24 protein-coding genes and 4 pseudogenes are annotated in these 24,921 nt (G+C 65.0%); 11 read left to right on the top strand and 17 right to left on the bottom strand.

What is annotated here, in order from left to right:
• Positions 1-153 precede the first annotated feature (153 nt).
• Complete coding sequence (locus tag JX613_RS04450) at positions 154-1,047, bottom strand: IS3 family transposase (protein ID WP_207100252.1); 894 nt, start codon at positions 1,045-1,047, stop codon at positions 154-156.
• 64 nt (positions 1,048-1,111) lie between these two features.
• On the opposite strand from JX613_RS04450, the gene JX613_RS04445 reads away from it, so the two are divergent.
• Both JX613_RS04445 and JX613_RS04440 read left to right on the top strand, forming a co-directional pair.
• Positions 1,112-1,402 (top strand): hypothetical protein, encoded by a 291-nt coding sequence (locus JX613_RS04445; protein WP_207100251.1) that lies wholly within the window; start codon positions 1,112-1,114, stop codon positions 1,400-1,402.
• A 106-nt stretch (positions 1,403-1,508) separates the two neighbouring features.
• Positions 1,509-1,876 (top strand): annotated as a pseudogene (locus tag JX613_RS04440) (transposase); the annotation flags it as partial.
• A gap of 65 nt (positions 1,877-1,941) precedes the next feature.
• Here JX613_RS04440 and hemA read toward each other — a convergent pair.
• The 5 genes and pseudogenes from hemA to JX613_RS04415 all read right to left on the bottom strand — a co-directional run bounded on the left by hemA (position 1,942) and on the right by JX613_RS04415 (position 6,893).
• Positions 1,942-3,096 carry a 5-aminolevulinate synthase gene (gene hemA / locus JX613_RS04435; RefSeq protein ID WP_207100249.1) on the bottom strand — a complete coding sequence of 385 codons (1,155 nt, stop codon included), beginning with the start codon at positions 3,094-3,096 and terminating at the stop codon, positions 1,942-1,944.
• 54 nt (positions 3,097-3,150) lie between these two features.
• Positions 3,151-4,249: pseudogene (locus tag JX613_RS04430) on the bottom strand (FixG Ig-like domain-containing protein).
• 106 nt (positions 4,250-4,355) lie between these two features.
• Entirely contained in the window at positions 4,356-4,457 is a 102-nt protein-coding gene (locus JX613_RS04425) for a DUF2474 domain-containing protein (protein WP_207100248.1), read from the bottom strand.
• 10 nt (positions 4,458-4,467) lie between these two features.
• Positions 4,468-5,475 carry a cytochrome d ubiquinol oxidase subunit II gene (cydB, locus tag JX613_RS04420; protein ID WP_207100247.1) on the bottom strand — a complete coding sequence of 336 codons (1,008 nt, stop codon included), beginning with the start codon at positions 5,473-5,475 and terminating at the stop codon, positions 4,468-4,470.
• A complete protein-coding gene (locus tag JX613_RS04415) occupies positions 5,472-6,893 on the bottom strand; it encodes a cytochrome ubiquinol oxidase subunit I (RefSeq protein WP_207100246.1) in 1,422 nt (473 codons plus the stop codon). Before JX613_RS04415 ends, cydB begins: the two co-directional genes overlap by 4 nt.
• A 351-nt stretch (positions 6,894-7,244) precedes the next feature.
• Here JX613_RS04415 and JX613_RS04410 point away from each other — a divergent pair, with 351 nt between their 5' ends.
• From JX613_RS04410 to JX613_RS04400, 3 genes are all read left to right on the top strand, one after another.
• Positions 7,245-8,615 carry an aminotransferase-like domain-containing protein gene (locus JX613_RS04410; protein ID WP_207100245.1) on the top strand — a complete coding sequence of 457 codons (1,371 nt, stop codon included), beginning with the start codon at positions 7,245-7,247 and terminating at the stop codon, positions 8,613-8,615.
• A 177-nt stretch (positions 8,616-8,792) separates the two neighbouring features.
• Positions 8,793-9,158: a DUF983 domain-containing protein gene (locus tag JX613_RS04405; RefSeq protein ID WP_207100244.1), complete on the top strand. Its 366-nt coding sequence runs from the start codon at positions 8,793-8,795 to the stop codon at positions 9,156-9,158.
• Between the two features lie 72 nt (positions 9,159-9,230).
• The gene (locus JX613_RS04400; RefSeq protein ID WP_237168351.1) at positions 9,231-10,184 is read left to right on the top strand and encodes a DMT family transporter; all 954 of its coding nucleotides are present in this window, start codon (positions 9,231-9,233) and stop codon (positions 10,182-10,184) included.
• A 664-nt stretch (positions 10,185-10,848) separates the two neighbouring features.
• Here JX613_RS04400 and JX613_RS04395 read toward each other — a convergent pair.
• A pseudogene (locus JX613_RS04395) lies at positions 10,849-11,102 on the bottom strand (DDE-type integrase/transposase/recombinase); the annotation flags it as partial.
• Positions 11,103-11,199: 97 nt separating this feature from the next.
• Between JX613_RS04395 and JX613_RS04390 the strand changes: the two are divergent.
• Positions 11,200-11,559 (top strand): FCD domain-containing protein, encoded by a 360-nt coding sequence (locus tag JX613_RS04390; RefSeq protein ID WP_207100305.1) that lies wholly within the window; start codon positions 11,200-11,202, stop codon positions 11,557-11,559.
• Between the two features lie 173 nt (positions 11,560-11,732).
• On the opposite strand, the gene JX613_RS04385 is transcribed toward JX613_RS04390, so the two are convergent.
• The 5 genes from JX613_RS04385 to JX613_RS04365 are packed head-to-tail and all read right to left on the bottom strand — an operon-like array spanning position 11,733 to position 16,797.
• Entirely contained in the window at positions 11,733-13,223 is a 1,491-nt protein-coding gene (locus JX613_RS04385) for a sulfatase (protein WP_207100243.1), read from the bottom strand.
• 55 nt (positions 13,224-13,278) lie between these two features.
• Entirely contained in the window at positions 13,279-14,238 is a 960-nt protein-coding gene (locus tag JX613_RS04380; protein ID WP_207100242.1) for an aliphatic sulfonate ABC transporter substrate-binding protein, read from the bottom strand.
• A 23-nt stretch (positions 14,239-14,261) separates the two neighbouring features.
• Positions 14,262-15,029, bottom strand: a complete 768-nt coding sequence (locus tag JX613_RS04375) for an ABC transporter ATP-binding protein (RefSeq protein WP_207100241.1) — start codon at positions 15,027-15,029, stop codon at positions 14,262-14,264.
• Positions 15,026-15,778, bottom strand: a complete 753-nt coding sequence (locus JX613_RS04370) for an ABC transporter permease (protein WP_336512265.1) — start codon at positions 15,776-15,778, stop codon at positions 15,026-15,028. Before JX613_RS04370 ends, JX613_RS04375 begins: the two co-directional genes overlap by 4 nt.
• Positions 15,775-16,797: an ROK family protein gene (locus JX613_RS04365; RefSeq protein WP_207100240.1), complete on the bottom strand. Its 1,023-nt coding sequence runs from the start codon at positions 16,795-16,797 to the stop codon at positions 15,775-15,777. The genes JX613_RS04370 and JX613_RS04365 overlap by 4 nt, the downstream gene beginning before the upstream one ends.
• 263 nt (positions 16,798-17,060) lie before the next feature.
• Between JX613_RS04365 and JX613_RS04360 the strand changes: the two genes are divergently transcribed.
• The 4 genes and pseudogenes from JX613_RS04360 to JX613_RS19725 all read left to right on the top strand — a co-directional run bounded on the left by JX613_RS04360 (position 17,061) and on the right by JX613_RS19725 (position 19,984).
• Positions 17,061-17,987, top strand: coding sequence for an IS1595 family transposase (locus JX613_RS04360; RefSeq protein WP_207100239.1), 927 nt, complete (start codon positions 17,061-17,063; stop codon positions 17,985-17,987).
• Positions 17,980-18,972 carry a P63C domain-containing protein gene (locus tag JX613_RS04355; RefSeq protein WP_207100238.1) on the top strand — a complete coding sequence of 331 codons (993 nt, stop codon included), beginning with the start codon at positions 17,980-17,982 and terminating at the stop codon, positions 18,970-18,972. The genes JX613_RS04360 and JX613_RS04355 overlap by 8 nt, the downstream gene beginning before the upstream one ends.
• Positions 18,973-19,304: 332 nt before the next feature.
• Positions 19,305-19,750, top strand: a pseudogene (locus JX613_RS20355) (Hint domain-containing protein); the annotation flags it as partial.
• Between the two features lie 75 nt (positions 19,751-19,825).
• Positions 19,826-19,984, top strand: coding sequence for a hypothetical protein (locus JX613_RS19725; protein ID WP_237168349.1), 159 nt, complete (start codon positions 19,826-19,828; stop codon positions 19,982-19,984).
• A gap of 222 nt (positions 19,985-20,206) precedes the next feature.
• Here the strand turns inward: JX613_RS19725 and JX613_RS04345 are convergent, their stop codons facing one another.
• Positions 20,207-20,485, bottom strand: coding sequence for an I78 family peptidase inhibitor (locus JX613_RS04345; protein WP_207100237.1), 279 nt, complete (start codon positions 20,483-20,485; stop codon positions 20,207-20,209).
• A gap of 128 nt (positions 20,486-20,613) precedes the next feature.
• On the opposite strand from JX613_RS04345, the gene JX613_RS04340 reads away from it, so the two are divergent.
• Positions 20,614-21,048 (top strand): META domain-containing protein, encoded by a 435-nt coding sequence (locus tag JX613_RS04340; protein WP_207100236.1) that lies wholly within the window; start codon positions 20,614-20,616, stop codon positions 21,046-21,048.
• A gap of 81 nt (positions 21,049-21,129) precedes the next feature.
• Here the strand turns inward: JX613_RS04340 and dmpG are convergent, their stop codons facing one another.
• Genes dmpG through JX613_RS04320 form a run of 4 tightly spaced genes read right to left on the bottom strand, consistent with a single transcriptional unit; the run spans position 21,130 to position 24,861 of the window.
• Entirely contained in the window at positions 21,130-22,167 is a 1,038-nt protein-coding gene (gene dmpG / locus JX613_RS04335) for a 4-hydroxy-2-oxovalerate aldolase (RefSeq protein ID WP_207100235.1), read from the bottom strand.
• A gap of 3 nt (positions 22,168-22,170) precedes the next feature.
• Entirely contained in the window at positions 22,171-23,082 is a 912-nt protein-coding gene (locus tag JX613_RS04330; RefSeq protein ID WP_207100234.1) for an acetaldehyde dehydrogenase (acetylating), read from the bottom strand.
• 16 nt (positions 23,083-23,098) lie between these two features.
• The gene (locus JX613_RS04325) at positions 23,099-24,382 is read right to left on the bottom strand and encodes a TRAP transporter large permease (protein WP_207100233.1); all 1,284 of its coding nucleotides are present in this window, start codon (positions 24,380-24,382) and stop codon (positions 23,099-23,101) included.
• A complete protein-coding gene (locus JX613_RS04320; RefSeq protein WP_207100232.1) occupies positions 24,379-24,861 on the bottom strand; it encodes a TRAP transporter small permease in 483 nt (160 codons plus the stop codon). Before JX613_RS04320 ends, JX613_RS04325 begins: the two co-directional genes overlap by 4 nt.
• Between the last annotated feature and the right edge of the window lie 60 nt (positions 24,862-24,921).

Genomic DNA, 24,921 nt, shown 5'->3' with positions numbered 1-24,921 from the left:
CGGGCTTCCGGCGTGAGGCTGTCCACCATTCTGCATTCCCCTTCCGGCAGCAGAATTGCTTTTGCCGGTTCGCGCAGAAATCCCATTGCAGCCCATTTTGTTGAACTGTTATTAAGTCAATGCGGGAGCCGAAAAGACCAAATGGAACCTAAGTTAAATATTTGTGAAATTACAATTCTTAGTTCTAAGACAGAAATTGACCGCCGTCTGGAGTGAACCCCTCTGGCTGGACCCCATCGCACCATCTGAACTAAGCCGCCTTCTGGGCGAACAGGGTTTCGAATTCCTCGGGGGCTCGGTAGCCAGGGCTGAGTGCAGTCTTTTCAAGTTGTAGATCTGCTCGATGAATATCGGCAAGCGGGCGGCGACATCGGCGAAGGTCTCGTATCCGGCCCGGTAGACCTCCTCCACTTTTAGGGTCTTCATGAAGCTCTCGGCCTGTGCATTGTGATAGGGGTTGCCGACGCTGCTCATCGAGCCGCACAAGCCCGCAACCTCAAGAGCATCACGATAGCGCTGAGAGGCGTATTGGCAGCCACGATCGGCATGATGGATGCAGCCCTTTGGAGGGTTTCTGCTCATAACGGCCGCGCGCAAGGCGGCGAGCGCCAGTTCCCTATTCAGGTGCCGCGACAGCGCATAGCCTATGACCTTGCGGCTGCAGGCATCCAGGATGACGGCCAGATGGCAAAAACCGGCCGCGACACGGATGTAGGTGAAGTCCGCGACCCAGACCTCGTCCGGTTGATCGGGGATGAGGTTGCGATACAGGTTGGGGAAGATCGGGAAGTCGTGCCGGCTGTCGGTCGTGCGCACAAGGCACCTGCGGGGTTTGATGCCCAGTCCCGCCGCGTGCATGACCCTTGCGACCCTCTTGTGATTGATCGCAAGACCGCGACGCCGAAGTTCGTGGGTCACGCGTTGACAACCATAGCAGGGAAGCTCATCCTGGATATCCTCGATGATGGCGACGAGTTCGGCGTCGGCCAGCCCTGCAGGTGCAGGCTTGATCGGGCGGTAGTAATAGGTGCTGCGCGGCAGGGTCATGGCTTTGCACCCCTGTCTGACGGAGCAGCAGGGGGCCGCTGATCACGAAGGAGCTCTCGCCGCCGTGCGCAGCCGGCATCCGCGGTGTTTTTTCGGCAAGACCCAGCTCCATCGTGAGCTGACCCATCTTCCGCTCGAGCGCGGCAATGCGAGCTTCATATTCGGCGATGACGCTGGCCTCGGCTTCCTCGTCATTCAGTTCGCCCCGGTCAAACTGCGTCAGCCACAGCTGGATCAAGTTGGCAGAGAGGTTGTGGCTTCGTTGCGCGTCGCGCCGCCCGAGGACGCCGGCGCGGATGTCCTGGCAGAGCTGCAGCTTGAACGGCGTCGAGTGCCGGCGGTAGGGACCTCGTGATGTCATGGGCCTTCTCCGATCAAGGCCCGTCCAGCGTATCAGTTTTTCAGGGTCCTGTGGTCCAGCCCGAGGGGGTCACTCCATTGAAGCTATTCAGGAGGATGTGATGAGGCGCTCTTTCACCAACCTGACGCTGGACGAACGCCGTGCGATATCGCGGATGTTGCAGGACAAGGCGCCAAAGGCGAAGATTGCGCAGATGCTCGGCCGCAGTCGCTCGACCATCACCCGCGAAGTCAAGCGCAACTGGTGGCATGACAAGGATGTCCCGCAGGCTGATGGCTACTGGCATGTGACGGCTCAGTCCCAGGCCGACCGCAGGCGTTCCGCCGGCGCAAGCTCGAGCATCTTCCGGACTTGCGCGCCGAAGTGATCCGCTGCCTTCAGGAAGGCTGGTCTCCCGAACAGATTGCAGGACGGCTCAGGATCGAACCTGGTGCCCCGCACCGGCTCTGCCATGAGGCGATCTACCAGACAAGGCTCCACTCTGAATGCACCAGTCCTGCAGGGCAGGGTTCGTCATTGCGCCTCCAGTGTTATCAGTTCATCTTTGAACGCTTCTGTGGGTGTTCGGTCGTCCGCAGGCGTTCCTGCCCGCGCGCGACCGTGGGATAGTTGATCGGCTGGACATAGATGCCATGGCGTTCCAGCAGGAACTCGCTTGTCTGCCGGCACAGGTGGGCGTCGCCGATCAGGACCGGCAGGATATGGCTCTGCGTGGGGGCCAGGGCGAAGCCTTCGGCCTCGAGCAAGCCCTTCGCACGGGCGACGGCGGCCTGCTGGCGGTCCCGCAACGCGCTGTCGGCCTTGAGATGCCGGACGGCGGCGGCCGCACCGGCAGCCAGGTGCGGGCAAAGCGAGGTGGTGAAGATGAAGCTGTCCGCGAAGCTGCGGATGACATCCACCAGCAAGGCCGGTCCCGCCACATAGCCGCCCATGACCCCGAAGGCCTTGGCAAGCGTCCCTTCCACGATGGTGATCCGGTTGGCGACCCCTTCGCGCTCGGCCACGCCGGCGCCGGTCCGGCCGTACATGCCGACGGCATGAACCTCGTCCAGATAGGTGATGGCGCCGTATCGGTCCGCGAGATCGCAGATCGCGGCGATGGGGGCCACGTCGCCGTCCATGGAATAGACACTTTCGAAGGCGATGATCTTGGGGCGATCCGGGGCGACAGAGCGCAGCAACTCCTCGAGATGGGCGACATCGTTGTGGCGGAAGATGAACTTCTCGGCGCCCGAGCGCCGGATGCCTTCGATCATCGAGTTGTGGTTGAGCGCATCCGAGAAGACGGCGCAACCGGGAAGCAGCCGCCCCAGCGTCCCCAGGGCAGCCAGGTTGGAAATCCATCCCGAGGTGAACAGCAGCGCCGCTTCCTTGCCGTGAAGATCCGCCAGCTCCGCCTCCAGGGCCACATGCTGGTGGTTGGTGCCCGAGATGTTGCGCGTTCCGCCCGTGCCCGCGCCGGAATGCAGCAGGGCTTCGTGCATGGACGACAGGACATCGGGATTATGCCCCATGCCAAGATAGTCGTTGCTGCACCAGACGGTCACTTCGCGGCTTTGGCCATCCGGCCGGTGCCACAGGGCCTTGGGGAAACCGCCGACGATCCGCTCAAGATCGATAAAGGTCCGATAGCGTCCGTCAAGGCGCGTTTCGGCCAGAAGGGCTTCGAAGTGGGAAAAGGGATCCATGATCCGCTCCTGCGAAGGGGATGTGTACAGAGGGTTCGGGGTTGAGGGGCCGTCTCAATCAGCCCCATGAAACACCGTGTCGGCCCCGGCGTGCCCGGCATCCGCAAGGTCGGTGACAAACAGGTGCAGGTCGGTCCTGTCCTGCCTTGCCGCCGGACTGCCGGGGGACGCCTGGACATAGACGCGGGCCTCGCCGGTGCGGTCGGCCGGGACGGTGATCACGCCGTCCCTTGCGCCTTCGACCACGATGGCGAAGGGCCTGTCGGACGAATAGTTGACCGCGAAGCGTCTTGCTTCCCCGTGCTTGTTGCGGATGCGCAGGTCATAGACATTGCGGATCGTCCCGTCCGACAGGGTCACATGGACCGGATTGCGGATGGGCGAGACAGAAACCTCGATCTCGGGCCGCAGGAACAGCGCGGCAACAAGGCCGATCCCCACCGCCGACCAGATCGACGCATACAGGATGGTGCGAGGCCGGACGATATGCGTCCAGACGGCCCTGGCCTGCTTGCCCGCGCGTTCCCTGCGCTCGTCCTCCAGCGTGAAATAGCTGATCAGGCCGCGCGGCAACCGTCGCATAGGCCACGGGATGCGCCTGTCCTGTCACAAAGGCCCGCAGCAATGTCGGCGCGTCGGCGAAATAGAAGATCCAGGCCCCGCCCGTCCCCACCGCGATGGCAAGCCAGATCGTCCACTTGGTCAGCCGCAGGCGCAGCTTGCGCGCGTCCCAGGGCGCGTTCCACAGCCGGACGCGGGCGTTCCGGTCGCCCTCGACCCAGCGTTCGGTCAGGATGAACAGGTCCGTCCAGACCGTCTGCGGGCAGGCATAGCCGCACCAGACCCGCCCCAGCACCGAGGTAAACAGGAACAGCCCCAACCCCGCCATGATGAGCAGACCGGCGACAAGATAGAACTCGTGCGGCCAGATCTCGATCCAGAAGAAGAAGAACCGCCGCCCCGCCAGGTCCACCAGCACGGCCTGGTCAGGCAGTTCCGGACCCCGGTCCCAGCGGATCCAGGGCAGCAGGTAATAGATCCCCAGGGTCACCGCCATGATGACCCATTTGAGGTTGCGGAAACGGCCCTTCACCCGGCGCGGAAAGACAGGCTCGTGCGCGGCGAACAGGGATTGCGTGTCGGAATGGGTCATGATGCGTTTCTTGTGCGGTCAAGGGTTCGGGCGACGGCCCCGCCAAAGGGCGGCCCGCCGGGATTGCCGGCAGTCATGCCGGGTTCAGGTGCTTCTTGGGGGGATGTCAGCCGCCCAGCAGCCACCAGCGGATCAGGGCGCCGACCAGCGTCACGGACAGGACCCCGCCCGCCCAAAGGCCCACGAACCACAGAAGGCGCCGAAGCAAAGGGGGGCGATCAGTGATAGCCTTCATGGCCTGCCTTTCCCCGGAAGACCCAATAGGACCACGCCGTATAGGCGAGGATCAGCGGGATCAGGACCGCGGCGCCCACCAGCACGAAGATCAGGCTGCTTTCGGGTGCCGCCGCCTGCGCGATGGTGATCGCGCCCGGCACGATGTCGGGAAAGATGCTGACGCCAAGCCCGACAAAGCACAAAAGGAACAGCGCCAGCGTCAGCAGGAACGGGGCGCGTTCATGGCGCTGCGCGAGGCTGCGGAAAAGAAGCACCGTGCCCACCGCGATCAGCAGCGGCACCTGCGCCGCCGCGATCACGCCCGGCATCTGGAACCAGCGCTGCCAGTATTCCTGTTCAAGGAAGGGGGTGGCCGCGCTGACCACCACGATGGCGCCGATGGTCAGGGGCGCAAGCCTGCGTGCATGGCGGAAGGCGTGGTCCTGAAGCGGTCCTTCGGTCCGCATGATCAGCCAGGTCGCCCCCAGCATGGCATAGGCCACGACGACGCTGCCGCCCACAAAGACGCTGAACGGCGTGAACCAGTCCCACCAGCCACCGGCATAGGCCCGGCCCTCGACCCGGATCCCCTGGAGAAGCGCGCCCAGCGTGATCCCCTGGGCAAGGGCCGCCACCAGCGATCCCCCGGCGAAGGCGATGTCCCAGGTCCGGCGATGGTTCGGATCGCGCCAGCGGAACTCGAAGGCGACGCCCCGGAAGATCAGGGCCAGAAGCATGACGATGATCGGAATGTAGAGCGCCGACAGAATGACGCCGTAAGCCAGCGGGAAGACGGCCAGAAGGCCGCCGCCGCCCAGGACAAGCCAGGTTTCGTTGCCGTCCCACACGGGCGCCACCGAGTTCATGGCCGTGTCGCGTTCCCGGCCGACCTCCAGCGTGGGAAAGAGGATGCCGATGCCCAGGTCGAAGCCGTCCATGACCACATAGGCGAAGACAGCAAACGCGATGATGAAGGCCCAGATGGTCGCGAGGTCGATGTTGTAGATCATGTCCGGCCCTCCCTGGCTTCGGCGATGACGGCGGGTGCCGGGGTGATGCCGGCCGTGCGGATGGGACGGTCAAGGCCAGCCTCGGTTTCAGGCTCGCCGGCATGGGGCGCGGCGGACATGAGGCGGAGCAGATACCAGATCCCCACCCCGAAGACGGCGAAGTAGACGACCACAAAGGCCAGAAGCGACGCGGCCACCGCCGGCGCGTCCAGGGGCGAGGCGGATTCGGCGGTCCGCAGAAGGCCATAGACGGTGAAGGGCTGCCGGCCCACCTCGGTGGTGATCCAGCCCGCCAGCACCGCGATCGACCCCGAAGGCCCCATGAGGACGGCGAAGCGGTGCAGAAGCGGCCATTGGTACAGCGTGCCGCGCCAGCGCGCGATCAGGCTGAGCGCGCCGAGCGCGATCATCAGAAGCCCAAGGCCGACCATGGTGCGGAAGGACCAGAAGACGATGGGAACCGGCGGCCAGTTCTCGCGCGGGATCGTGTCAAGCCCGTCCAGGGGCGCGTTCAGATCATGCTTGAGGATCAGCGAGGACACCTTCGGGATCGCGACGGGATAACGGATCTCTCCGGCCTGCTGGTCGGGAATGCCGAAAAGATAGAAGGGTGCGCCGTCGGGATGGCTTTCGTAATGCCCTTCCATGGCCATGACCTTGGCGGGCTGGTGTTCCAGCGTGTTCAGCCCGTGAAAGTCGCCCACGACAGCCTGCACAGGCGCCACCAGCGCGGCCATCCACATCGCCATCGAGAACATGGTCCGCGCACCGGGATTGCCGCGGTCCTTCAGCAGGTGCCATGCCCCGACGGCGCCGACGATGAAGGCGGTGGTAAGATAGGCGCCCAGGACCGTGTGGACGAGGCGGTAGGGGAAGCTGGGGTTGAACACGATGGCCCACCAGTCGTCGGGAACGAACTGGCCCGCCGCGTTGATGCTGTAGCCCACGGGCGTCTGCATCCAGCTGTTCGCCGACAGGATCCAGAAGGCCGAGATGAAGGTGCCCAGTGCCACCATGAGCGTCGCGGTGAAGTGCAGGCCCTTTCCGACGCGCTTCATCCCGAACAGCATCACGCCCAGGAAGCCCGCCTCCAGGAAGAAGGCCGTCAGAACCTCATAGGCCATGAGCGGCCCGACAACGGTGCCCGCCCGGTCCGAGAAGACCGCCCAGTTCGTGCCGAACTGATAGGACATGACGATGCCCGACACGACGCCCATGGCGAAGACGATGGCGAAGATCTTCAGCCAATAGCGGAACAGGGTCAGATAGACATCGCGCCCCGTCCACAGCCAGAGGCCTTCAAGGACGGCCAGAAAGCTTGCAAGGCCGATCGAAAATGCCGGGAACAGGAAGTGGAAGGAAACGGTGAACGCGAACTGGATCCGCGCGAGGGTGATTGCGTCAAAGCTCTCGAACATGGGTGCCTCGTAAGCAGATCCGTTGGCGGATCGGGGAGGGTGATCCAGCCATGGCCGGATCAGGCGCAGCTTCTGGAACGTCGCGGGCACGGCAGGCGGATTGTGCCAGCTTTGGTCTGGTCAGTCCACGCGGGACTGCCGTCCTTGCGCCGACAATCCTGGACGGGTCAAAAGGGATGATCTGCGGTCGCATTGGCGTCGTGCCCGCACGTCGTTGCTCATGTGCCAACACCTACATGAATGTATGGTTCAAATGTATGCGGTCAATTGCCGCATCGTATGTATTGGCGCAGGCGTAAATTGATCTTTATATAGACCTTGCCCTTCTTCCTTCCGGAGTTGATGCCATCCATGTCCGACTGGACCCCTCAGATCAGCAGTGAAGCCGGTCCCATCTACCGTGGGCTTGCCGATGCCATCGCCGGAGACATCAAGTCAGGAAGGCTTCGTCCCGGCGACCGTCTTCCCCCCTTGCGGCGCCTGGCCGAGTTTCTGGAGATCGACCTGACAACCGTGTCGCGCGGTTACGCCGAGGCGCAGTCGCGCGGCCTGATCGAAAGCCAGGTCGGGCGGGGAACATTCGTTGCGGACACCTCCAGACGCACCCCCGCCGGCACTTCCCGTCGCGGCGACGAAATCGACATGACGATGAACCTTCCGCCCGAGCCGAAGGATCCGGCCTTGCTGGCCAGGATGCGGGAAGGACTTTCAGCCGTTTCCGCCGACCTGACCTCCCTGCTGCGCTACCAGTCGCCCGTCGGCGCCGACATCGACCGTCAGGCCGCAAGCGGATGGCTTGCGCAACGCGGGCTTGACGTGGAACCGGACCGGATCGCAATCACGCCCGGCACCAATGCCACGATCTTCGCGATCCTGAGCGTCATCGCACGGGATGGCGGTGTCGTGCTGTCCGAGGCGATCACCTATCCGGGCGCCCAGGCCATCGCCCGGCGGTGCGGCTGCCGGCTCGTGGGCCTCGAGGAGGATGCCGACGGGATCACGCCCGAGGCGCTGGAACAGGCCATCGGGACGCACCGGCCACGCGCGCTTTATCTCAACCCCACCCTGAACAATCCCACCACGCGCACGATGCCGCTGAACCGGCGCCAGGACATCGCGGCGGTTCTGCGCAGGCATGGCCTGCCCCTGATCGAGGATGACGCCTGCGGGGCCTTGCCCGTCTCGGCGCCGCCGCCGATTGCCTTCCTGGCGCCGGAGCTGACCTGGTTCATCGGAGGACTGGCCAAGATCTTCGGCGGCGGCCTGCGCCTGGCCTTCACGGTCGCCCCGGATGCGCGCTGCGCCTATCAGCTTGGCCAGGCGCTGAAGACGACCGCGGTCATGCCGCCCATGCTGTCGGCAGCCGTCATGACGCACTGGATCGAGAATGGAACGGCCGACCTTGTGCGGGACTTCGTGCGCGCGGAAACCGCAGCCCGCCAGGCCATTGCGGGGGACATTCTCAAGAACTTCGATGTCGAGGGGCAGCCCGAGGCGCTGAACATCTGGCTGCGGCTGCCCGAGGGAACAAGCCGGGCTGACATGGTGGCCCGGATGCAGGGGATGCGCATCGGCATCCTTCCCAGCGATCCCTTCGTGGTCTCTGGCGAGCGGCCGGAAGCCCTGCGGATCTGCCTGGGCGGCCCCATCGACCAGGAGGAGCTTCGGACGGCGCTGTCCCATTTGGCCAATACCCTGGTGGCGGGCTACTGGCATGGCTAGCAGAATCCGGACCTCGCCATGGCCTGCGCCTGTCCCGGCACCGGGCTTCGCTCGGGACCGGCAGGACATGCCGTTCATCAAAAGCGTCGCGCCCGGGGGAAGGCCCCGACCGGCACATCACAATCTCCCTGCAGTTCCCGGAAGACTGCATGGCGCACAGCAAGACGGACCCCTGCAATGACCGAACTTCGTGATGAAAAAGCCGCCATCCTGCGCGGGTTGCTCAACCGCTGCCCCGACTGTGGCGAGGGAAGGATCCTTCGCGGCTATCTTGCCGTCATTCCCGAATGTGAAAGCTGCGGGGTCGAGTTCAAGCGCTTTCCGGCGGCAGACGGGCCGGCGTTCTTCACCATGACCATCATGCTCCTGCTTCTGATCCCGCTTCTGGGCTACACCTGGGTGGTGTTCCGGCCAAGCCCTTTGATGCTGCTTGTCATTGTCGGCGCGGTCACGGCAATCGTCACCATGGTCCTGCTGCGCTTCGTCAAGAGCGCCTTCATCGCCTATCTCTGGGCGCATGATGAGCAGGACCGGGGCGCCTGAATGTTCCAGGACCAGGCGGGACAAGTGCGGACCACAGGGGCCCCATCAACAGAAAAGGAAAACGCGCTTCCGATGACGGACAGCGGTCATCGCCGGAACGTCATCGGCGCAGCCTGGATGATCGGCGCGATGGCGCTCTTTGCGGTGGAGGACGCGTTCGTGAAGGCCGTGGCCGATCTTCTGCCGGTGGGCCAGATCCTGACCATCTTCGGCCTGGGGGGCGCCGCGATCTTCGCAGGGATCGCGCGCAGCCAGGGCAAGGCTTTGGTGACGGCGGATGTCCTTTCCCCGGTGATGCGCATCCGCATGTGCTTCGAGATCGTCGGGCGGCTGTTCTATGGCCTGGCCCTGGCACTGACTCCCCTGTCGGCCGCAACGGTCATCCTGCAGGCGACGCCCCTTGTCGTGGTGGCCTCGGCGGCCGTGATCTTTGGCGAGCGGGTGGGCTGGAGGCGGTGGCTGGCCATCGGCCTTGGCCTTTGCGGCGTCCTTGTCATCCTGCGTCCGGGCGCCGAGGGCTTTTCGGCCCTTTCGCTGCTGGCGCTTGTCGGGATGCTTGGCTTTGCAGGACGCGACCTGGCCAGCCGCGCCGCGCCGCGCAGCCTGGGCTATGCGGTGCTGGGCCTTTACGGGTTTCTGGCGCTGGCCTGCGCGGGACTGGTGTTTTCCCTTTGGCAGGGCGCACCGTTCCGGCTACCCGGCCCGCGCGCGGCCCTGCTGTTGTCCGGGGCCGTCCTTGTCGGGGTCGCCGCCTATTCCTGCCTGATGAAGGCGATGCGGACCGGCGACGTATCCGCCGTCACGCCCTTCCGCTATACCCGGCTTCTGTTCGGGGCGGCCCTGGGCATCGTCCTGTTCGGCGAGACGCTGACCACGGGAATGCTGGCGGGATCGGGATTGATCGTCCTGTCGGGCCTGTTCATCCTGTGGCGCGGGCGAAAGACCTCTGCCGGACCTGCGGTGGCTCCCTTGACGCCGCTGGCGGTTGCACCGATCCAACGACATGAGCCCGAAGACGCCCCGTGAGGGCTTTCCCGATGCGGTGCCAAGCCTGCCGTGATCCGCTTCAGGAAGGTGGATGGGCAAGGCCGGCATGATCTGGTTCCGGCGGATCGCATCCGCACAGACCGGCTTCATTCGCCCGGCCCTGCTGTTGCCGCTCTGCGCCTGAAGCAGGCAGCATCATGCTTTTAGGGTGGATCACTTGGGCGATGGCTTGCATCAACGCGCCATGGGTCGTCGTCTTGCGCCAGCAAGGCCGGACGTCGCGGCCGCGGCTGGCATCGGTGAACCCAAGGCCTGCCGTGGCGGCTTGCCTCAGCGGGTGCTCACAGGCCAGGGCAGGCAACAGCGTCAGGCCGACACAGGTAATGACTATGGCCGCAAGGTCTAAAGGCTGATGCTGCGGAAGCCGTCATATTCTTCGCTCAGCAAGGTCCTTCTTCCAGAAGCACCAGCCTTTCCCCGGCAAGATCCCGGAAGCGGATCTCGATTTGCGACGCCAAGGGATGCGCGGCCGGGACAGCCAGCCAGAATGGTTCCTGAACAGGTTTTCGCCGGCCACGTGGGTGTCCGCGACCCGCTGGTGTGGATTGGGAGGGGGATTGCCATCTGAACCGGCGGCTGCTGAGGCCAAAGCTCTGTCGCAAACCGTTATAGCAGGTGCAGTTAGCGGCTGGTTTTCTCGATATCAGGCGGCCAACCGGCAGAATTGCTGAAACGGATGCAGTTCTGGCCTGAACTGACCCTTGCGGATCATGTTCACGGTTTCGATGCCTGCGGTGGTCGAAGCCGCCGAGGTAAAGCTTTTGAAGCCTAGCATGGCTTTACCCGACGCTTGATGAAGCGATGGTCCTGTTCGACCAAATTGCTAAGATACTTTATCCGCACAATCTCGATCGGGATTGGGCAGCCAAACCGCTTCAGCATCCGGTTGATGTCCCTAGGGAAATGAGCACCCTTGAATGACACGGTCATGGCTCTTTCTGCAAAGACATCAGTCCTCAAGTCGATCATAGCCTCTTGTCGCTGACCCGCCAAAATTTACGACAGAACCGCCGAGGCGATCGCCGGCCTGTCGGCCGCGGCCGACGGTTTCGCGGGCGCGTGGCAGCGCGGCGATCTGGTGGCCCATGTCGCGGCGGACCTGGCCCTGCACCATGGCATCGCCGATGCCTGCCCCAACCGCGTGCTTGCCAGCGTCTATGGCAATCCCAAGCGCCTGCTGAGCGAGACGCAGCGCCAGCCCATCCCCAACACCGACCCAAGGCGGATGCGGCAGTCCATCGGCGAACACCGCGCCATCATGGCGGCCCTTGCCCGCCACGACGCCCTTGCGGCCTGTCGGCACATGCAGGACCATATCCGCAAGACCGCCCGCTGCGCCGGACATGCCGTCTGACGGTTTAGGGCCCGACCCTTGCGGCCTGTCGGAAACAGCTCCCTCCCGGTTCGCGGGCGGATCCCTTGCAGCAGCCCTGCCCGGGACCCGGCACACCTTGCGGGAGGTGACGAGCGGGCTTCTGCAACCGCAGGACAGGCAGGGACCGGCGCGGATGACCGGCCCCGCGCCCGTTATCGCAAGGTCTGCGTGACCCCCGGCGCCGCGGGATGGCGTTTCTCCAGCAGGGCCGCGGCCTCGGGGCGTCCCGACCGGCGCAGCCAGTCCAGGTAACCGGGCAGTTCCCCGCGCGTGTGATAAGGGCCGCCTTCGCGCAGCACGGTCATCAGCGGATCGACATCATGGGCCGACAGCGCGGCCTGCCGCCCCCACCAGTCCGACAACAGGCGCGAGGCGTGGCGCACCACATCCGGGCGCGTTTCCGACAGGTCGGTGGTTTCATGCGGATCGCGACAAAGATTGAACAGCGTCTCGGGGCCGAAATCCTTGTATCCGTCGTGCCAAGTGCGCAGGAACAGCCAGTCCTCGCCCTCGTGGCGGAAGCGCACGCCGCGCTGCACGGCCCATGCCCCCTGGCTCAGCACCAGATAATCGCGCCCGCCGTCCTGCCCCGCCAGCAGGTCCTGGCGGAAGCTGCGCCCGTCCCAGACCGCCGGGACGGTTCCGCCCAGATGGTCGATCAGCGTGGCCGCCCAGTCGAAGTGGTAATGCAGCCCGCTGTTGACCGCAGGCGACAGGCCGGGGGCGCGGATGATCAGCGGCACGTTGCAGGTGTATTCGTCGGCGGTCTGGTGGTCGCCCCAGACGTTCAGCTCGCCCAGGTTCTCGCCATGGTCGGCGCCGATGACGATGATGGTCTTGTCGTAAAGCCCCATCCTTTTCAGGGCGGCGATCAGGTGGCCCACGTATTCGTCGGCATAGCGCACGCCCGCGTCATAGCCGTTGATCCATTTCACCGCATCGGCAAGACCTGCGATCTGGCCCGGCTGGCGGGCCAGATAGGCCGCGTGCCAGTTGTGGTCGGAAAATCCGGTCGGCTCCTGCGGGGAATGGGGGCCGAAGCCCTGGCGACCGCGGGCCACCATCTCCTCGGTGATCCAGGGGGCAGCGGGCTGGCCCGCGAAGGGATCGCCCCATTCCAGCGGCGTGCGATAGGGGGTGTGGGGATCCCAGATGTTCACGTGCAGGAAAAAGCCACGCTCGCCATTGCGTTCCAGCCAGTCGATGGCCTGGGGGATGATCTCGTCGGCGGTTTCCATGCCGCCCTTGCCGCAGTTGTGGACCTCGTTGAAGCCCGCATACCAGTGCCAGCAGCCGTGCCTTTCGCCGAAGGACGAAAAGGTCGCGGTGTAAAGGCCCAGGTCGCGCAACTGCTTCAGCCAGCCGTCCTCGAAGAAGGTGCCCGCCCAGGCACGGTCGCGCCCTTCGCGGAAGGGCTCGCAGGCAAGGCCGCCGTGGTTGACGACCCCGGTGCGGAAACCGTGCCGCCCCGACCACAGCGCGGTGCGCGACGGATGGCAGGGTACGTCCGAGACATAGACATTCTCGAAGCGGATGCCCTCGGCGGCCAGGGCGTCGATGTTGGGCGAGGTGTCGCGGTGATAGCCATAGCACCCCAGATGGTCGCGGCGCAGGCTGTCGATATCGATGTAAAGCACGTTCATGGAAGCGGTCCCCGGCACGGGAAAGGCCCCGCGCGCGGCGGGGCCTTTCACAGGCTCATTTCGTGTAAAGGTCGGCGGCATAGAAATCCGTGGCGGGCAGCGGGTTTTCCAGCTTGCCCTGCGCCACATAGATCGCGGCCATGCCGTCAAGCCAGCCCGCGACCGTGCCGTCTTGCGATTTCGCGGCCAGGTCGGCGGCGGTGAAGGTGGTGCCCATCTTCGCCTCGGGCGCCAGCAGGGCGGGGTCCACCGACAGGAATTCGGCCGTGACCGTCACGGCCTCGTCCAGGTTGGCGTGGCGCCAGTCGCCCGCTTCCTTCATCACGGCGATGAACTTTCCCACCACCTCGGGCCTGTCCGCCACCATCTCGTTGCGGGCGACGAACGAGGATGGGAACTGGTTCTGCGGGAAATCCGCGTTCTTGGCCAGCTCGACCACGTCGGGGTTGGCCTTGCGGATCACATCCACGAAGGGATACCAGATCGCCGCGCCATCCACCTGTTTCGAGGCAAAGGCCGATACCACGGTGGCGGGATCGGCGGTGACGATCTCAAGGTCGTCGCGGGTCATCCCCTCGCGCTCCAGCAGCAGGCCCAGCAGCATGTCGCCCGAGGTGCCTTCGGGAACCGCGACCTTCCTGCCCTTCAGATCCGCGATCGAGGTCACACCCGCCTGCCCCAGCACCCGGTCGGAATTGCCCACGGTGTTGATCGCCACGATCCTGGCCTTGCCCGAGGCGGGCAGCCACAGCGCGCCCGGCCCGATATAGCCGAAATCGAGGCTGTCGGCCCCCAGGGCCTGGATCTGCAGGGGGCCGTTGGTGAAGACCTTGGTGTCGGCGCGCAGCCCGTGCTTTTCCCACAAGCCCATCTTGGTCGCGATGGCCGTGGCCGATGCGCCCCAGAAATCCGCGATATAGCCCACGCGGATGTCGTCGGTCTGGGCCAGGGCGGGCTGGCCCAGGGCAAGGCCAGCCGCAACGGCGGCGGTGGCAAGGAAATGGCGTCGCTTCATGGGGTCTTCTCCTGTTGGAACCGTCAGGCTGCTCCGGCCTGGCTGGGTTGGTGATAGACGGCGTGCCAGACGCGGTTGCGGATGGCGGCGAAGTCTGGGGACAGGCGGATCTCCTCGGTCCGGGGATGGGGCAGGTCCACGTCGATGACCTCCAGCAGGCGGCCGGGGCGCGCGCCCATGACGACGACGCGGTTGGCCAGATAGACGGCCTCGTCCACGTCATGAGTGATGAACAGGACGGACCGGCGGTCGCTGCTCCAGGTGGACAGAAGCTGGTCCTGCAAGCGGATGCGGGTCAGGGCGTCCAGCGCGCCGAAGGGTTCGTCCATCAGCAGGATCTGCGGATCGGCGGCATAGGCGCGGGCGATGGCGCAACGCTGCTTCATGCCGCCCGACAGCACCTTGGGCAGGGCGTCGGCGAAATCCGACAACCCCACCAGCCGCAGGTAGCGGTCCGAGATCGCGCGCCGTTCGGCCCGCGACTTTCCGGCCAGGCGCGGGCCGAACTCGACATTCTCGCGCACCGAAAGCCAGGGGAACAGCGCGTATTGCTGGAAGATCACGCCGCGATCGGGCCCCGGCCCCCGGACCGTCCTGCCGCTGACCAGAACCTCGCCCGCGCTTGGCTGGAGGAGGCCCGCGACAAGGTTCATGGCCGTGGACTTGCCGCAGCCGGACGGCCCGACCATGGTGACGAATTCGCCGGGCCGGATGTGAAAATCGAAATCCTTCAACGCCTGCAGGTCGCTGAAGCGGACCGAAACGCCCCTGAAATGGATATCCGCGCTCATATCCGCTCCTGCCAGCTGGTCAGACGGGTTTCGGCCCATTGCACCACCCGGTCCATCAACAGCCCCAGGACGCCGATGGCGATGAGCGAGACGAAGATGGTGGGCATGTCATAGAAAAGCTGCGCCTGCTGCATCCGGAAGCCCAATCCCGACTGCGCCGCGATCAGTTCGGCGGCAACCAGCGTGGCCCAGGCAGACCCCAGGCCGATGCGGCAGCCCACCAGGATGAAGGGAAGCGATGCCGGCACCACCACGCGGCCGAAGATCACCCGGTCCCCCGCCCCCAGGACGCGGGCCGCGTTGATCAGCGTGCGGTCCACCCCGATCACCCCCTGATAGGTCGCCACGACCGACGACAGGAAGGCCGCAAGGAAGATCACGAAGATCTTGGGCGCCTCGTCGATGCCCAGGGTGATGATCGCCAGCGGGATGATCGCCAGCGGCGGGATCATGCGGAAGAACTGGATCCAGGGATCGATCAGCCCGCGCGCCACGCCGTACCAGCCCATCACGAAGCCGATGGGAATGGCCAGCGCCGTGCCCAGCAGGAACCCCGTCAGCACCCGGCGCAGCGATGCGGCGATGTCGGTGAACAGCACGCCGCTTTGGGCGACGGCCATGAACTTCTGCAGCACCGCCTGCGGGCCGGGCAGCATGATGGCGGTGTATTCCGTCACCAGATACCAGCCCAGAAGCCCCAGCACGAAGGAGATGACCCTGAGGCCGGGAAGGTTTTTCTGGTTCCTCACAGGCCTGCTCCTGAAAAATGGAAACGGTCGAGCCCGACCGCCGCCGCGCCCAGCAGGGCCGCATCCCCGCCCAGGACGCTGGTGCGGAACCGGGTGGCGTCGCGCCGGTGGGGCATCAGACGGTCGCGGATGGCGCCGACCAGGGCCTCGTGCCGCGCGGGGGGCAGCGTGGCCAGGGCGCCGCCCAGGACCAGATGCTCGGGGTTGGTCAGGGTCAGCAGGTTGGCGAAGGCCTGCGCGATCACCGCGCCCGCGCCCGACCGGAAGGCCTGGTCGGGGGCCTCCAGGACGGCGCGGGTCAGCACGGTTTCCAGGCAGCCGCTGCGCCCGCAATCGCAGGGCAGGCCCGGATCGGCCACGCGGACATGGCCGAATTCCAGCGCCCCCCGGCCGGAAAAGGGCTGTCCGCGCGCTTCATGCACGATCCCCGCGCCAAGGCCCTGCGCCAGATAGACATAGGCCAGCGCCTGCTGCTGGCCCCGCGTGGTCCGGATCGCCTCGGCGAAGGCCATGGCGTTGACCTTGTTGGCAAGGGTCACGGGCCAGGGCAGGGCCGCCTCCAGCAGATCGGCCAGCGCGCCGTTGCCCCAGCCGGGCCTGCTGGCCATCAGCAGCCGCCGCCCGTCCAGATCGACATGGCCGGGCAGCGTCAGGCACAGGCCCGAAACGTCGCCCGCCACCAGCCCGGCGTCCCGCAGGATTTGCGCCGACAGATCCGCGATCCGGGGAACGGCCGCGGCGGCAGGACCGTCGCAGGGGATGGACCGCGCGAAGCGGATATCGCCGTCCGGCCCCGCCAGCGCCATGTCCAGCCGCCCCGGCATCAGCGTCGCGGCCAGAACGTGCTGGCGGCCCGGCGCGACCTGAAGATAGCGGCGCGGCCTGCCGAAGCTGCCTTCGTCGCGCAGGTCGCTTTCCTCCAGCCGTCCGGCCCCGATCAGGGCGGTGGTGATCTTGGTCAGGCTGGCCGAGGAGATGTCCATTTCCCGCATCAGCTCGACGCGAGAGATCGGGCCCATGTCCCGCACCAGCCGCAGCGTTGTCCCATAGAATCGGCTCAGGACCGGACCTCCCTCTGACTTTTCTAGTTTTGTAAGAAAAGTAACGCCCTGGCTACGGTTTTCTTCGCGGCAGGCCGGATTTCTTCGCTTGTCCTGTTCCGGGCTGGACGGGCCTGATCCCGTTTCGGCGGGAAATTATGGGGCCTATATACTTAACTAGCCAGATTTCTCTTGAGAGTGATGGCTAGTTATGTTGCAAAAGCTTCATAAGGTGCCGTCAAATGTCCAGCCCTGAAACGCTCTCGACCTTCCAGTTCTTCCAGCGGTTCCCTAATGAGGAAGCGGCACGCAAGCACTTTGAGGATTGTCGCTGGGGAAATCAGCCGGTTTGCGGCCACTGTGGTTCGGTGGATGTGGTGGAAGTTAAAGACCACAAACCGATGCCTTACCGTTGCAAAGCCTGCAGGAAGCATTTCAGTGTCCGCACTGGCACCGTTCTGTCGGAAAGCCGACTTCCGCTCCAGAAATGGCTTTTGGCAATCTACATGCTCACCAGTGCCCGCAAGGGCATACCCAGCACCCAAATGGCTCGCGAACTTGGCGTAACCCAGAAGACTGCATGGTTCCTAGCTCAGCGCATTCGTGAAACTTGGCTCAAGGACCGCGACGATCACATGGACGGCCAAATGCAGGTTGATGAAACCTATGTGGGAGGTCGCGAAAAGAACAAGCACGCCAGCAAGAAACTGAACGCAGGGCGTGGGGCGGTTGGCAAGACTGCTGTTGTGGGTGTTCGAGACGAAAACGGCGAAGTTCGCGCGGTTGTCGTTGAGAACACCAAAGCCAGCACCCTTGAGCGGTTTGTTCGCGATCATTGCCGCACTGGCGCGACCATCGTAACCAATACACACGGCGGCTATATCGGCCTAGAAGGCGCTGGCTATCGCCACATTCGCATCAATCACTCTGCAGGTGAGTATATCCGCGACATGGCCCACACCAACGGAATCGAAAGCTTCTGGTCGCTGCTCAAGCGCGGCTACATCGGTATCTATCACTATATGGGCGCCAAGCACCTGCACCGCTATGTGAAGAAGTTTTCCTTCCGCCACAACACTGCAAAGATCGGCACGATGAACTTCATCGATCTTACCATTTCGCGCATGGCCGAAAAGCGCCTGACCTATAAAGGACTGATCAATGCCTGAGAAAAGAGACACGATTGAACCGATTGATGCGTCCTTTGACGAGGTAGTTGGTGCCGTAGCGCCACCTGCAGAAAAGGAGGATCGGGACGGCGTTCCAGGCTCGGAATATCACATCAAGAACATGCCACAGGAAGAGATCGACAAGCTTCCGTTCGCCAAGTGGCGCGGCAAGATAGACCTCGGTGGCGACGAACTTGACTGCTATGTGCTCAATGATGAGACCAGGGTGATCTCCTCCGGTTCAACCACCCGCGCCATTGCTAATGTGGAGCGAGGAAGCCTGCAGGACTATATAGGCCAGAAGGCACTTAACCCTTTCATTGATAAAGATAAAGTGCTGCAGGAAACTATTCGATTTTCCATTCCCGGAACGCAGTGGGTAGCCATCGGGATCACGACTGAGCACTTTGAACTTATTTGTCGCGGCTATGTTCGCGCCCTCTATGAGGGGGCCAACCTAACCGACAGACAACGTGAAATTGCCATAAAATGCGCCATGCTTACCGCAGGCCTGACGCGCACGGGCCTTGATGCACTGATCGACGAAGCCACTGGATACCAGTATGAGCGCGCGGAAGACGCCCTTCAGGTCAAGGTGCGAGCATTTATTGCGGATGAATTGCGCGATTGGGAGAAGACCTTTCCGGACGAACTATGGGAAGAATTTGGGCGTCTTACTGGTTGGGCCACTCCCCTGCAAACACGCCCCAAATGGTGGGGAAAGTTGGTCATCGAATCGATCTACGACACCTTGGATCCGGAGGTGGCAGCGTATCTAAAGGAGAACAAGCCTCCTGCAGGAGTTCACTGGCACAGGCAATTGACCGAGAACTTAGGAGTTCGGCAGCTTGTCTCTCGTTGCTGGGAAGTTGTTGGCATGGCGAAAACCTGTGAGGACATCCACGAACTGCGTCAGCGCGTTGCACAACACTATGGCAAGAAGCCCGTGCAGCTAACTCTTTATCTCAAGCCAACTAGGAGATGATTCGGAGCGCCCCGCTTGATTTTAGCGGGGCGATCTAAATTCGGCTAGTTAGGTATATAGCCCCCAAAATTACCCAGGCTTGCCCGTCCCCTTCCCGCAAATCCTTGATAACGGGCGACGGCGACCTGGTCACCGACTTCAACACGGGCGCGGATCAGGCCAACCGCGATTTCATCGACCTGTCGGGCTTTTACAACGACAGGAACCTGGCCATCTGGAACGCCGCCAATCCCGGCCAGCAATACGCCACGGCGCTTGGCTGGCTGCGCGCCGACCAGGCGGATGGGCGGCTGGATTTCCTGAGCGGCCAGAACGGCCTGCCCAAGCTGGACATGGTCCTGCAGAACGCGGGCGCGGCGGTGGATGGGGGTTCCCTGGACCAATCCAACACGGGCGTGGTCTGCTTCGGGGCGGATGCGCTGATCCTGACCGACCGGGGGCCGGTCGCGGCGGGCAGCCTTCAGGTGGGCGATCTGGTGGTGACCCGCGACGCGGGCCTGCAGCCGATCCGCTGGATCGGCAGGCGCGTCCTGGACCGGGCCCACCTTGAGGCCGCGCCGAACCTGCGCCCGATCCGCATCGCCGCGGGGGCCCTGGGCAAGGGCATCCCCGAGGCCGACCTGATCGTCTCGCCCCAGCACCGCGTCCTGATCCGCTCGCGCATCGCGCAAAAGATGTTCGGCGCAGGCGAGGTCCTGGTCGCGGCCAGGCAGCTTCTGCTGGTCGAGGGGATCGACATCGCCACGGATCTGGAGGCGGTCACTATGTCCACGTCCTGTTCGACGATCACCAGGTGGTCTGGTCCAACGGCGCAGAAACCGAGTCGCTGCATCCGGGCCGGCAGGCGCTGAGCATGGTGGGCCAGGCCGCGCGCGAGGAGATCTTCGCACTGTTCCCCGAGTTGCGCGACGCGGACAGCGCCCGCCCCGGCGCAAGGCCCATGGCCTCGGGCCGCATGGGCCGCAAGCTGGCCATGCGCCACGCCCAGAACAGCAAGCCCCTGGTGGCCTGACAGGGCGGCAACGGCGAAAAGAAGAAGACCGGCTCAAGGGCCGGTCTTTTCGGACCCGGACATGAACCCCGCATCCGCATGATCGGCGGATGCGGGGTTTTTGCGTGACCGGGTTAAGACCCCGCCGAGTGGCGTCAGGAAAAGGCCGCTGCCGCCATGGGGGCGGCAGCGGCCATGAGCATCGCGCGCCTTCGGTGGCAGGCAGCCGGGCTAAGCTGCCGGTCAGCCGCAGAACACGCGGGTGACACGGCCCTTGGCGTCCAGCTCGAAATTCGCGCGCTCGGGGCGGTGGTCCATGGTCACGGGGCTGTTGGGCTGGATGATGCGCGCCCCCGGCAGGGCCGTGGCCTGGACCTCCTCCTGGCTCCGGCCCAGGAAGCGGGCGGACAGATCGGCCTCGTCGCAGGCGGCCGTGGGCGGGACCGCGGGCGGGGTGGCGGCGGGCTCCATCTTGCAGGCGGCGGCAAGAAGGACGAGGGGCAGGACAAGCATGAGGCGCATGGGCAATCCATCTGACGGAAAAAAGCGCATCAGACCGCAGGATACCGCCGGATGCAAGACGCCGCGCGGCATTGCCCCCGCCCGCGCCATTGCCTAGTTGTCCCGGAAAACAACCAAAGGAATTCCGCATGTTGCGCGCACCCCTTTCCATCGCCGCCCTGGCCTCGGCCCTGTTTCTTGCCGCCTGCCTGGAAAGCGAGTCCGACACCGCGCAGGACGGCGCGGCCACGGCCGCCAGCCTTCAGGGCGGCGAATGGACTGTCGAGGACATCGGCGGCCAGGGCATCATCGACAATTCCCATGTGACGCTGGCCTTCGGGGCCGACGGCCGGCTGTCCGGCAATGCCAGCTGCAACAGCCTGACCGCGACCTATACCGTCGAGGGCGGCAAGATTGCCATCGCGTCCCCCGGCCTGACCCGCATGGCCTGCCCGCCCGCGCTGATGGACCAGGAACGCAAGCTGGTGGCGCTGCTGGAAACGGTCTCGGCCTTCCGCATCGACAACAGCGGCGCGCTGGTGCTGGACGGCGCATCCGGCAAGCAGATCACCGCGCGGCGCTGACAAGGGTCCTGGGACGCCGCGTGGAGGCCTTCCACGCGGCGTCCTGCCGGAAGTCCGCCCCATCGGCACCGGACAACAGCGTCAGGCCTTTGCCGCCTTTGCCATGGTCAGCGCCAGATCCTCAATCATGTCCTCCTGTCCGCCGACCATGCCGCGCCTGCCCATCTCCAGCAGCAGGTCGCGCGCCGGCACACCATAGCGTTTCTCGGCCCGTTCCGCGAACAGCAGGAACGAGGAATAGACCCCTGCATAGCCCAGGATCAGCGAACTGCGGTCCACGCGGATCGGGCGTTCCATCATCGGCACCACCAGATCCTCGGCCGCGTCCAGAACCTTGAACAGGTCGACGCCGGTTTCCACCCCCATGCGGTTGAAGACGGCGACCAGCTGTTCGGTCGCGGCATTGCCCGCGCCCGCGCCAAGGCCCGCCAGCGCGCCGTCGATGCGGTTCGCGCCCGCCGCCACCGCCGCCACCGAATTGGCGATGCCCATGCCCAGGTTGTGGTGGCCGTGAAAGCCAAGCTCGGTTTCGGGCTGCAGGGCCGCGCGCAGGGCCGCAATGCGCGCGGTCACGCCGTCGGGCAGCAGATAGCCGGCGGAGTCGGTGCAATAGATGGTCCGGGCGCCATAGCCTTCCATCAGCAGGGCCTGTTCGACCAGCTTTTCCGGCGGGGCGCGGTGGGCCATCATCAGGAAGCCCACGGTATCCAGCCCGGTCTTGGCCGCATAGGTGATGTGCTGTTCGGCGCAATCGGCCTCGGTGCAGTGGGTTGCGATCCGCACGCCCGAGATGCCGCAGTCCATCGCCTCTTTCAGGGTGTCCACGGTTCCGATCCCCGGCAGCAGCAGGGCCGAGATCCTGGCCTGCTTCATCTGCGGCACGACGGCGCGCAGATAATCCATGTCGCTGTGCGCGGCGAAGCCATAGTTGACCGAGGATCCGCCAAGGCCGTCGCCATGGCTCACCTCGATCCAGGGCAGGCCCGCGTCGTCGGCGGCGGTCGCCACCGCGACCATCTGGTCCAGCGACATCTGGTGGCGGACGGGGTGCATCCCGTCGCGCAGACTCATCTCGTGCAGGGTGACCTTGCGGCCCTGGATATCCGTCATGTCAGCCATTCCTCAGTTCCGCGCCGGCAGCACGAAGTTTCCCTTGTCCGCTTCCTCGGCGAACAGCTCGGCGGTCCGCAGGGCGGCCGCCGTCATGATGTCGAGGTTGCCCGCGTATTTCGGCAGGAAATCCCCCAATCCCTCGACCTCCAGGAAGATCGAGACGCGGTTTCCGTCAAAGACCGGCCCGTTCACCAGCTTGTAGCCGGGGACATATTTCTTCACCTCTTCCAGCATGGCCTGGACGCTGGCGGTGATCCGGTCGCGGTCGGGCGCGCCTTCGGTCAGAACATGGACCGTGTCGCGCATCAGCAGGGGCGGCTCGGCCGGGTTGACGATGATGATGGCCTTGCCCGTCCTGGCGCCGCCCACGGCCTCGATGGCGCGGGCGGTGGTGCGGGTGAATTCGTCGATGTTCCTGCGCGTCCCCGGCCCCACCGATCTTGACGACACCGAGGCCACGATCTCGCCGTAAGCCACCGGCTGGACCCGGCTGACGGCGGCGACCATGGGGATGGTGGCCTGTCCGCCGCAGGTGACCATGTTCACGTTCATGCGCAATTCGCGCGCATGATGCGCCAGGTTCACCGGCGGCACGCAGAAGGGCCCGATGGCGGCGGGCGTCAGGTCGATCATCACCACGCCCAAGTCGTTCAGCTTGCGCGAATTCTCGGCGTGGACATAGGCCGAGGTCGCATCGAAGGCCACGCGGATGTCGTCGGCCAGGACATGATCCAGGATGCCGTCCACGCCCGCGGCGCAGGTCTTGACGCCCATGGCCGCGGCGCGCCTGAGGCCTTCCGAGGTCGGGTCGATCCCCACCATCCAGACCGGCTCGATCCAGTCGGACCGCTTCATCTTCATCAGCAGGTCGGTGCCGATGTTGCCGGGGCCGATGATGACGGCCCTGAGTTTCTTGTTCATGCGCGGTTCCTTCGCGTTACATTCCGAACAGGGCGGGCAGCCCCAGCGACAGCGCGGGGACATAGGTGATCAGCATCAGCAGCAGGATCATCACCGCCAGCGGCCCGACGGCGCCCTTCACCACCGTTTCCAGCGGGCGGCCCGAGATGCGCGAGGCCACGAACAGGTTCACCCCCACCGGCGGCGTCACCATGCCGATGGCAAGGTTGACGATCATGACGATGCCGAAATGCTCGGCGCTGATGCCCAGGGCGGTGGCCAGGGGCAGCAGGATCGGCGTCAGGATGATGATCGCGGCGATGGTTTCCATGAAGGTGCCGACGACCAGCAGGATCACGTTCACGGCCAGCAGCAGCAGCCAGGCCTGGTCGATGGTGGCGGTGATCGCGTTCGACAGGGCCATGGGCACGCCCTCGATCGCCAGGGCGCGGCCGAAGATCGTGGCCGTGCCCACGATCAGCATGATCGTGGCCGAGGTCAGCGCCGAACCCGCGACGATGCGGTAAAGCGAGGCGAGGCCGATCTCGCGATAGATGAAGGCGCCGACGACAAAGCCGTAAAGGACGCCCACGGCCGCGGCCTCGGTCGGCGTGAAGATGCCGCCATAGATGCCGCCCAGGATGATGACCGGCACCAGAAGCGCCCATTTCGCCTCGTTCAGGATGGCAAGCTTCTGCCGCCCGCTCAGCCGTTCGGCAGAAGGCGTCAGGCCCTGCCGGCGGGCGTCGCGCCAGGCATGGGCGATCAGCGCCAGCCCGATCAGCAGTCCCGGAACGACCCCCGCCATGAACATCTTCGACACCGAGACATTGGCCGAGGTGGCATAGATCACCATCGGGATCGACGGCGGGATGATGACCCCCAGCGACCCCGCGCTGGCCACAAGGGCCGCCGACCGGCCCGGGTGATAGCCGTCCCGGGCCATGGCGGGCAGCAGGATCGTGCCCACGGCCGCCACGGTCGCGGGCCCCGAGCCCGAGATGGCCGCGAAGAACATGCAGGTCACGACCGAGATGATCGCAAGCCCCCCGGTATAGCGCCCGAAGAACATCCGGCCCACATCGACCAGCCGCCGGGAAAGGCCCCCCTGCCCCATCAGGTCGCCCGCCAGGATGAAGAAGGGCACCGCCATCAGCGGAAAGCTGTCGATGGACGTGACCAGCCCCTGCGGCACATAGGAGCCCGACACCTTGCCCGAGACGAGCAGCGCGACCGTCGAGGCGATGCCCAGCGATATGGCGATCGGCACCGACAGAAGCAGAAGAACGGCCAGAAGGCCGAACAGCGTCAGCGAGATCATGGCCTGACCCCCGCGTCCGGCCCGTGCAGTTCGGCGGCGATGCGCTGGACCAGCCGCAGCACGGTCAGGGCAAAGCCCGTCAGCGGGGCCAGATAGACGACGCCCATGGGGATGCCGAGGGACGCCGATTTCTGGCCGAAGCGGAAGGTCTTCTCGACCATGAACCAGCCCTGGTACATCACATAGAGGGCGAAGGCCGCGAAGATCAGATGCGCCAGAATCCGCGCCGCGGCCCGCCCGCCCGCCGGCAGAAGATCGGTCAGCATCGTCACCCGGATATGGGCGTCGCGCTGCACCGCAAGGGCGATCCCCAGATAGGTCGCCCAGATGAAGAAATAGCGCGCCAGTTCCTCGGACCAGGACAACGACGCCCCCATGACATAGCGCATGAAGATCTGCAGTCCGATCAGAAGCGACATCGCCGCCATGAGAAGGACGATGGCCGCCTCCTCGAAATGCTCGTTGATGAGCTTGATCATGTGATATCCCGACATTCCGCGCCGCGGCCCCCGGGCTGCGGCGGAAGAACGGCCCCGGCT

Source organism: Paracoccus shandongensis, assembly GCF_017315735.1.
GTDB lineage: Bacteria > Pseudomonadota > Alphaproteobacteria > Rhodobacterales > Rhodobacteraceae > Paracoccus > Paracoccus shandongensis.
The sequence above is the reverse complement of the archived record's forward strand: the minus strand, read 5'-3'. Positions and strand labels throughout refer to the sequence as shown.

Excerpts from the sequence above, each read along its gene's own strand:
- JX613_RS04450 (WP_207100252.1), bottom strand. The coding sequence starts at position 1,047 with ATGACCCTGCCGCGCAGCACCTATTACTACCGCCCGATCAAGCCTGCA.
- hemA (WP_207100249.1), bottom strand. The coding sequence starts at position 3,096 with ATGGATCCCTTTTCCCACTTCGAAGCCCTTCTGGCCGAAACGCGCCTT.
- cydB (WP_207100247.1), bottom strand. The coding sequence starts at position 5,475 with ATGATCTACAACATCGACCTCGCGACCATCTGGGCCTTCATCATCGCG.
- JX613_RS04415 (WP_207100246.1), bottom strand. The coding sequence starts at position 6,893 with ATGTTCGAGAGCTTTGACGCAATCACCCTCGCGCGGATCCAGTTCGCG.
- JX613_RS04410 (WP_207100245.1), top strand. The coding sequence starts at position 7,245 with ATGTCCGACTGGACCCCTCAGATCAGCAGTGAAGCCGGTCCCATCTAC.
- JX613_RS04405 (WP_207100244.1), top strand. The coding sequence starts at position 8,793 with ATGACCGAACTTCGTGATGAAAAAGCCGCCATCCTGCGCGGGTTGCTC.
- JX613_RS04400 (WP_237168351.1), top strand. The coding sequence starts at position 9,231 with ATGACGGACAGCGGTCATCGCCGGAACGTCATCGGCGCAGCCTGGATG.
- JX613_RS04385 (WP_207100243.1), bottom strand. The coding sequence starts at position 13,223 with ATGAACGTGCTTTACATCGATATCGACAGCCTGCGCCGCGACCATCTG.
- JX613_RS04380 (WP_207100242.1), bottom strand. The coding sequence starts at position 14,238 with ATGAAGCGACGCCATTTCCTTGCCACCGCCGCCGTTGCGGCTGGCCTT.
- JX613_RS04375 (WP_207100241.1), bottom strand. The coding sequence starts at position 15,029 with ATGAGCGCGGATATCCATTTCAGGGGCGTTTCGGTCCGCTTCAGCGAC.
- JX613_RS04365 (WP_207100240.1), bottom strand. The coding sequence starts at position 16,797 with ATGGGCCCGATCTCTCGCGTCGAGCTGATGCGGGAAATGGACATCTCC.
- JX613_RS04360 (WP_207100239.1), top strand. The coding sequence starts at position 17,061 with ATGTCCAGCCCTGAAACGCTCTCGACCTTCCAGTTCTTCCAGCGGTTC.
- JX613_RS04355 (WP_207100238.1), top strand. The coding sequence starts at position 17,980 with ATGCCTGAGAAAAGAGACACGATTGAACCGATTGATGCGTCCTTTGAC.
- JX613_RS19725 (WP_237168349.1), top strand. The coding sequence starts at position 19,826 with ATGGTGGGCCAGGCCGCGCGCGAGGAGATCTTCGCACTGTTCCCCGAG.
- JX613_RS04345 (WP_207100237.1), bottom strand. The coding sequence starts at position 20,485 with ATGCGCCTCATGCTTGTCCTGCCCCTCGTCCTTCTTGCCGCCGCCTGC.
- JX613_RS04340 (WP_207100236.1), top strand. The coding sequence starts at position 20,614 with ATGTTGCGCGCACCCCTTTCCATCGCCGCCCTGGCCTCGGCCCTGTTT.
- dmpG (WP_207100235.1), bottom strand. The coding sequence starts at position 22,167 with ATGGCTGACATGACGGATATCCAGGGCCGCAAGGTCACCCTGCACGAG.
- JX613_RS04330 (WP_207100234.1), bottom strand. The coding sequence starts at position 23,082 with ATGAACAAGAAACTCAGGGCCGTCATCATCGGCCCCGGCAACATCGGC.
- JX613_RS04325 (WP_207100233.1), bottom strand. The coding sequence starts at position 24,382 with ATGATCTCGCTGACGCTGTTCGGCCTTCTGGCCGTTCTTCTGCTTCTG.
- JX613_RS04320 (WP_207100232.1), bottom strand. The coding sequence starts at position 24,861 with ATGATCAAGCTCATCAACGAGCATTTCGAGGAGGCGGCCATCGTCCTT.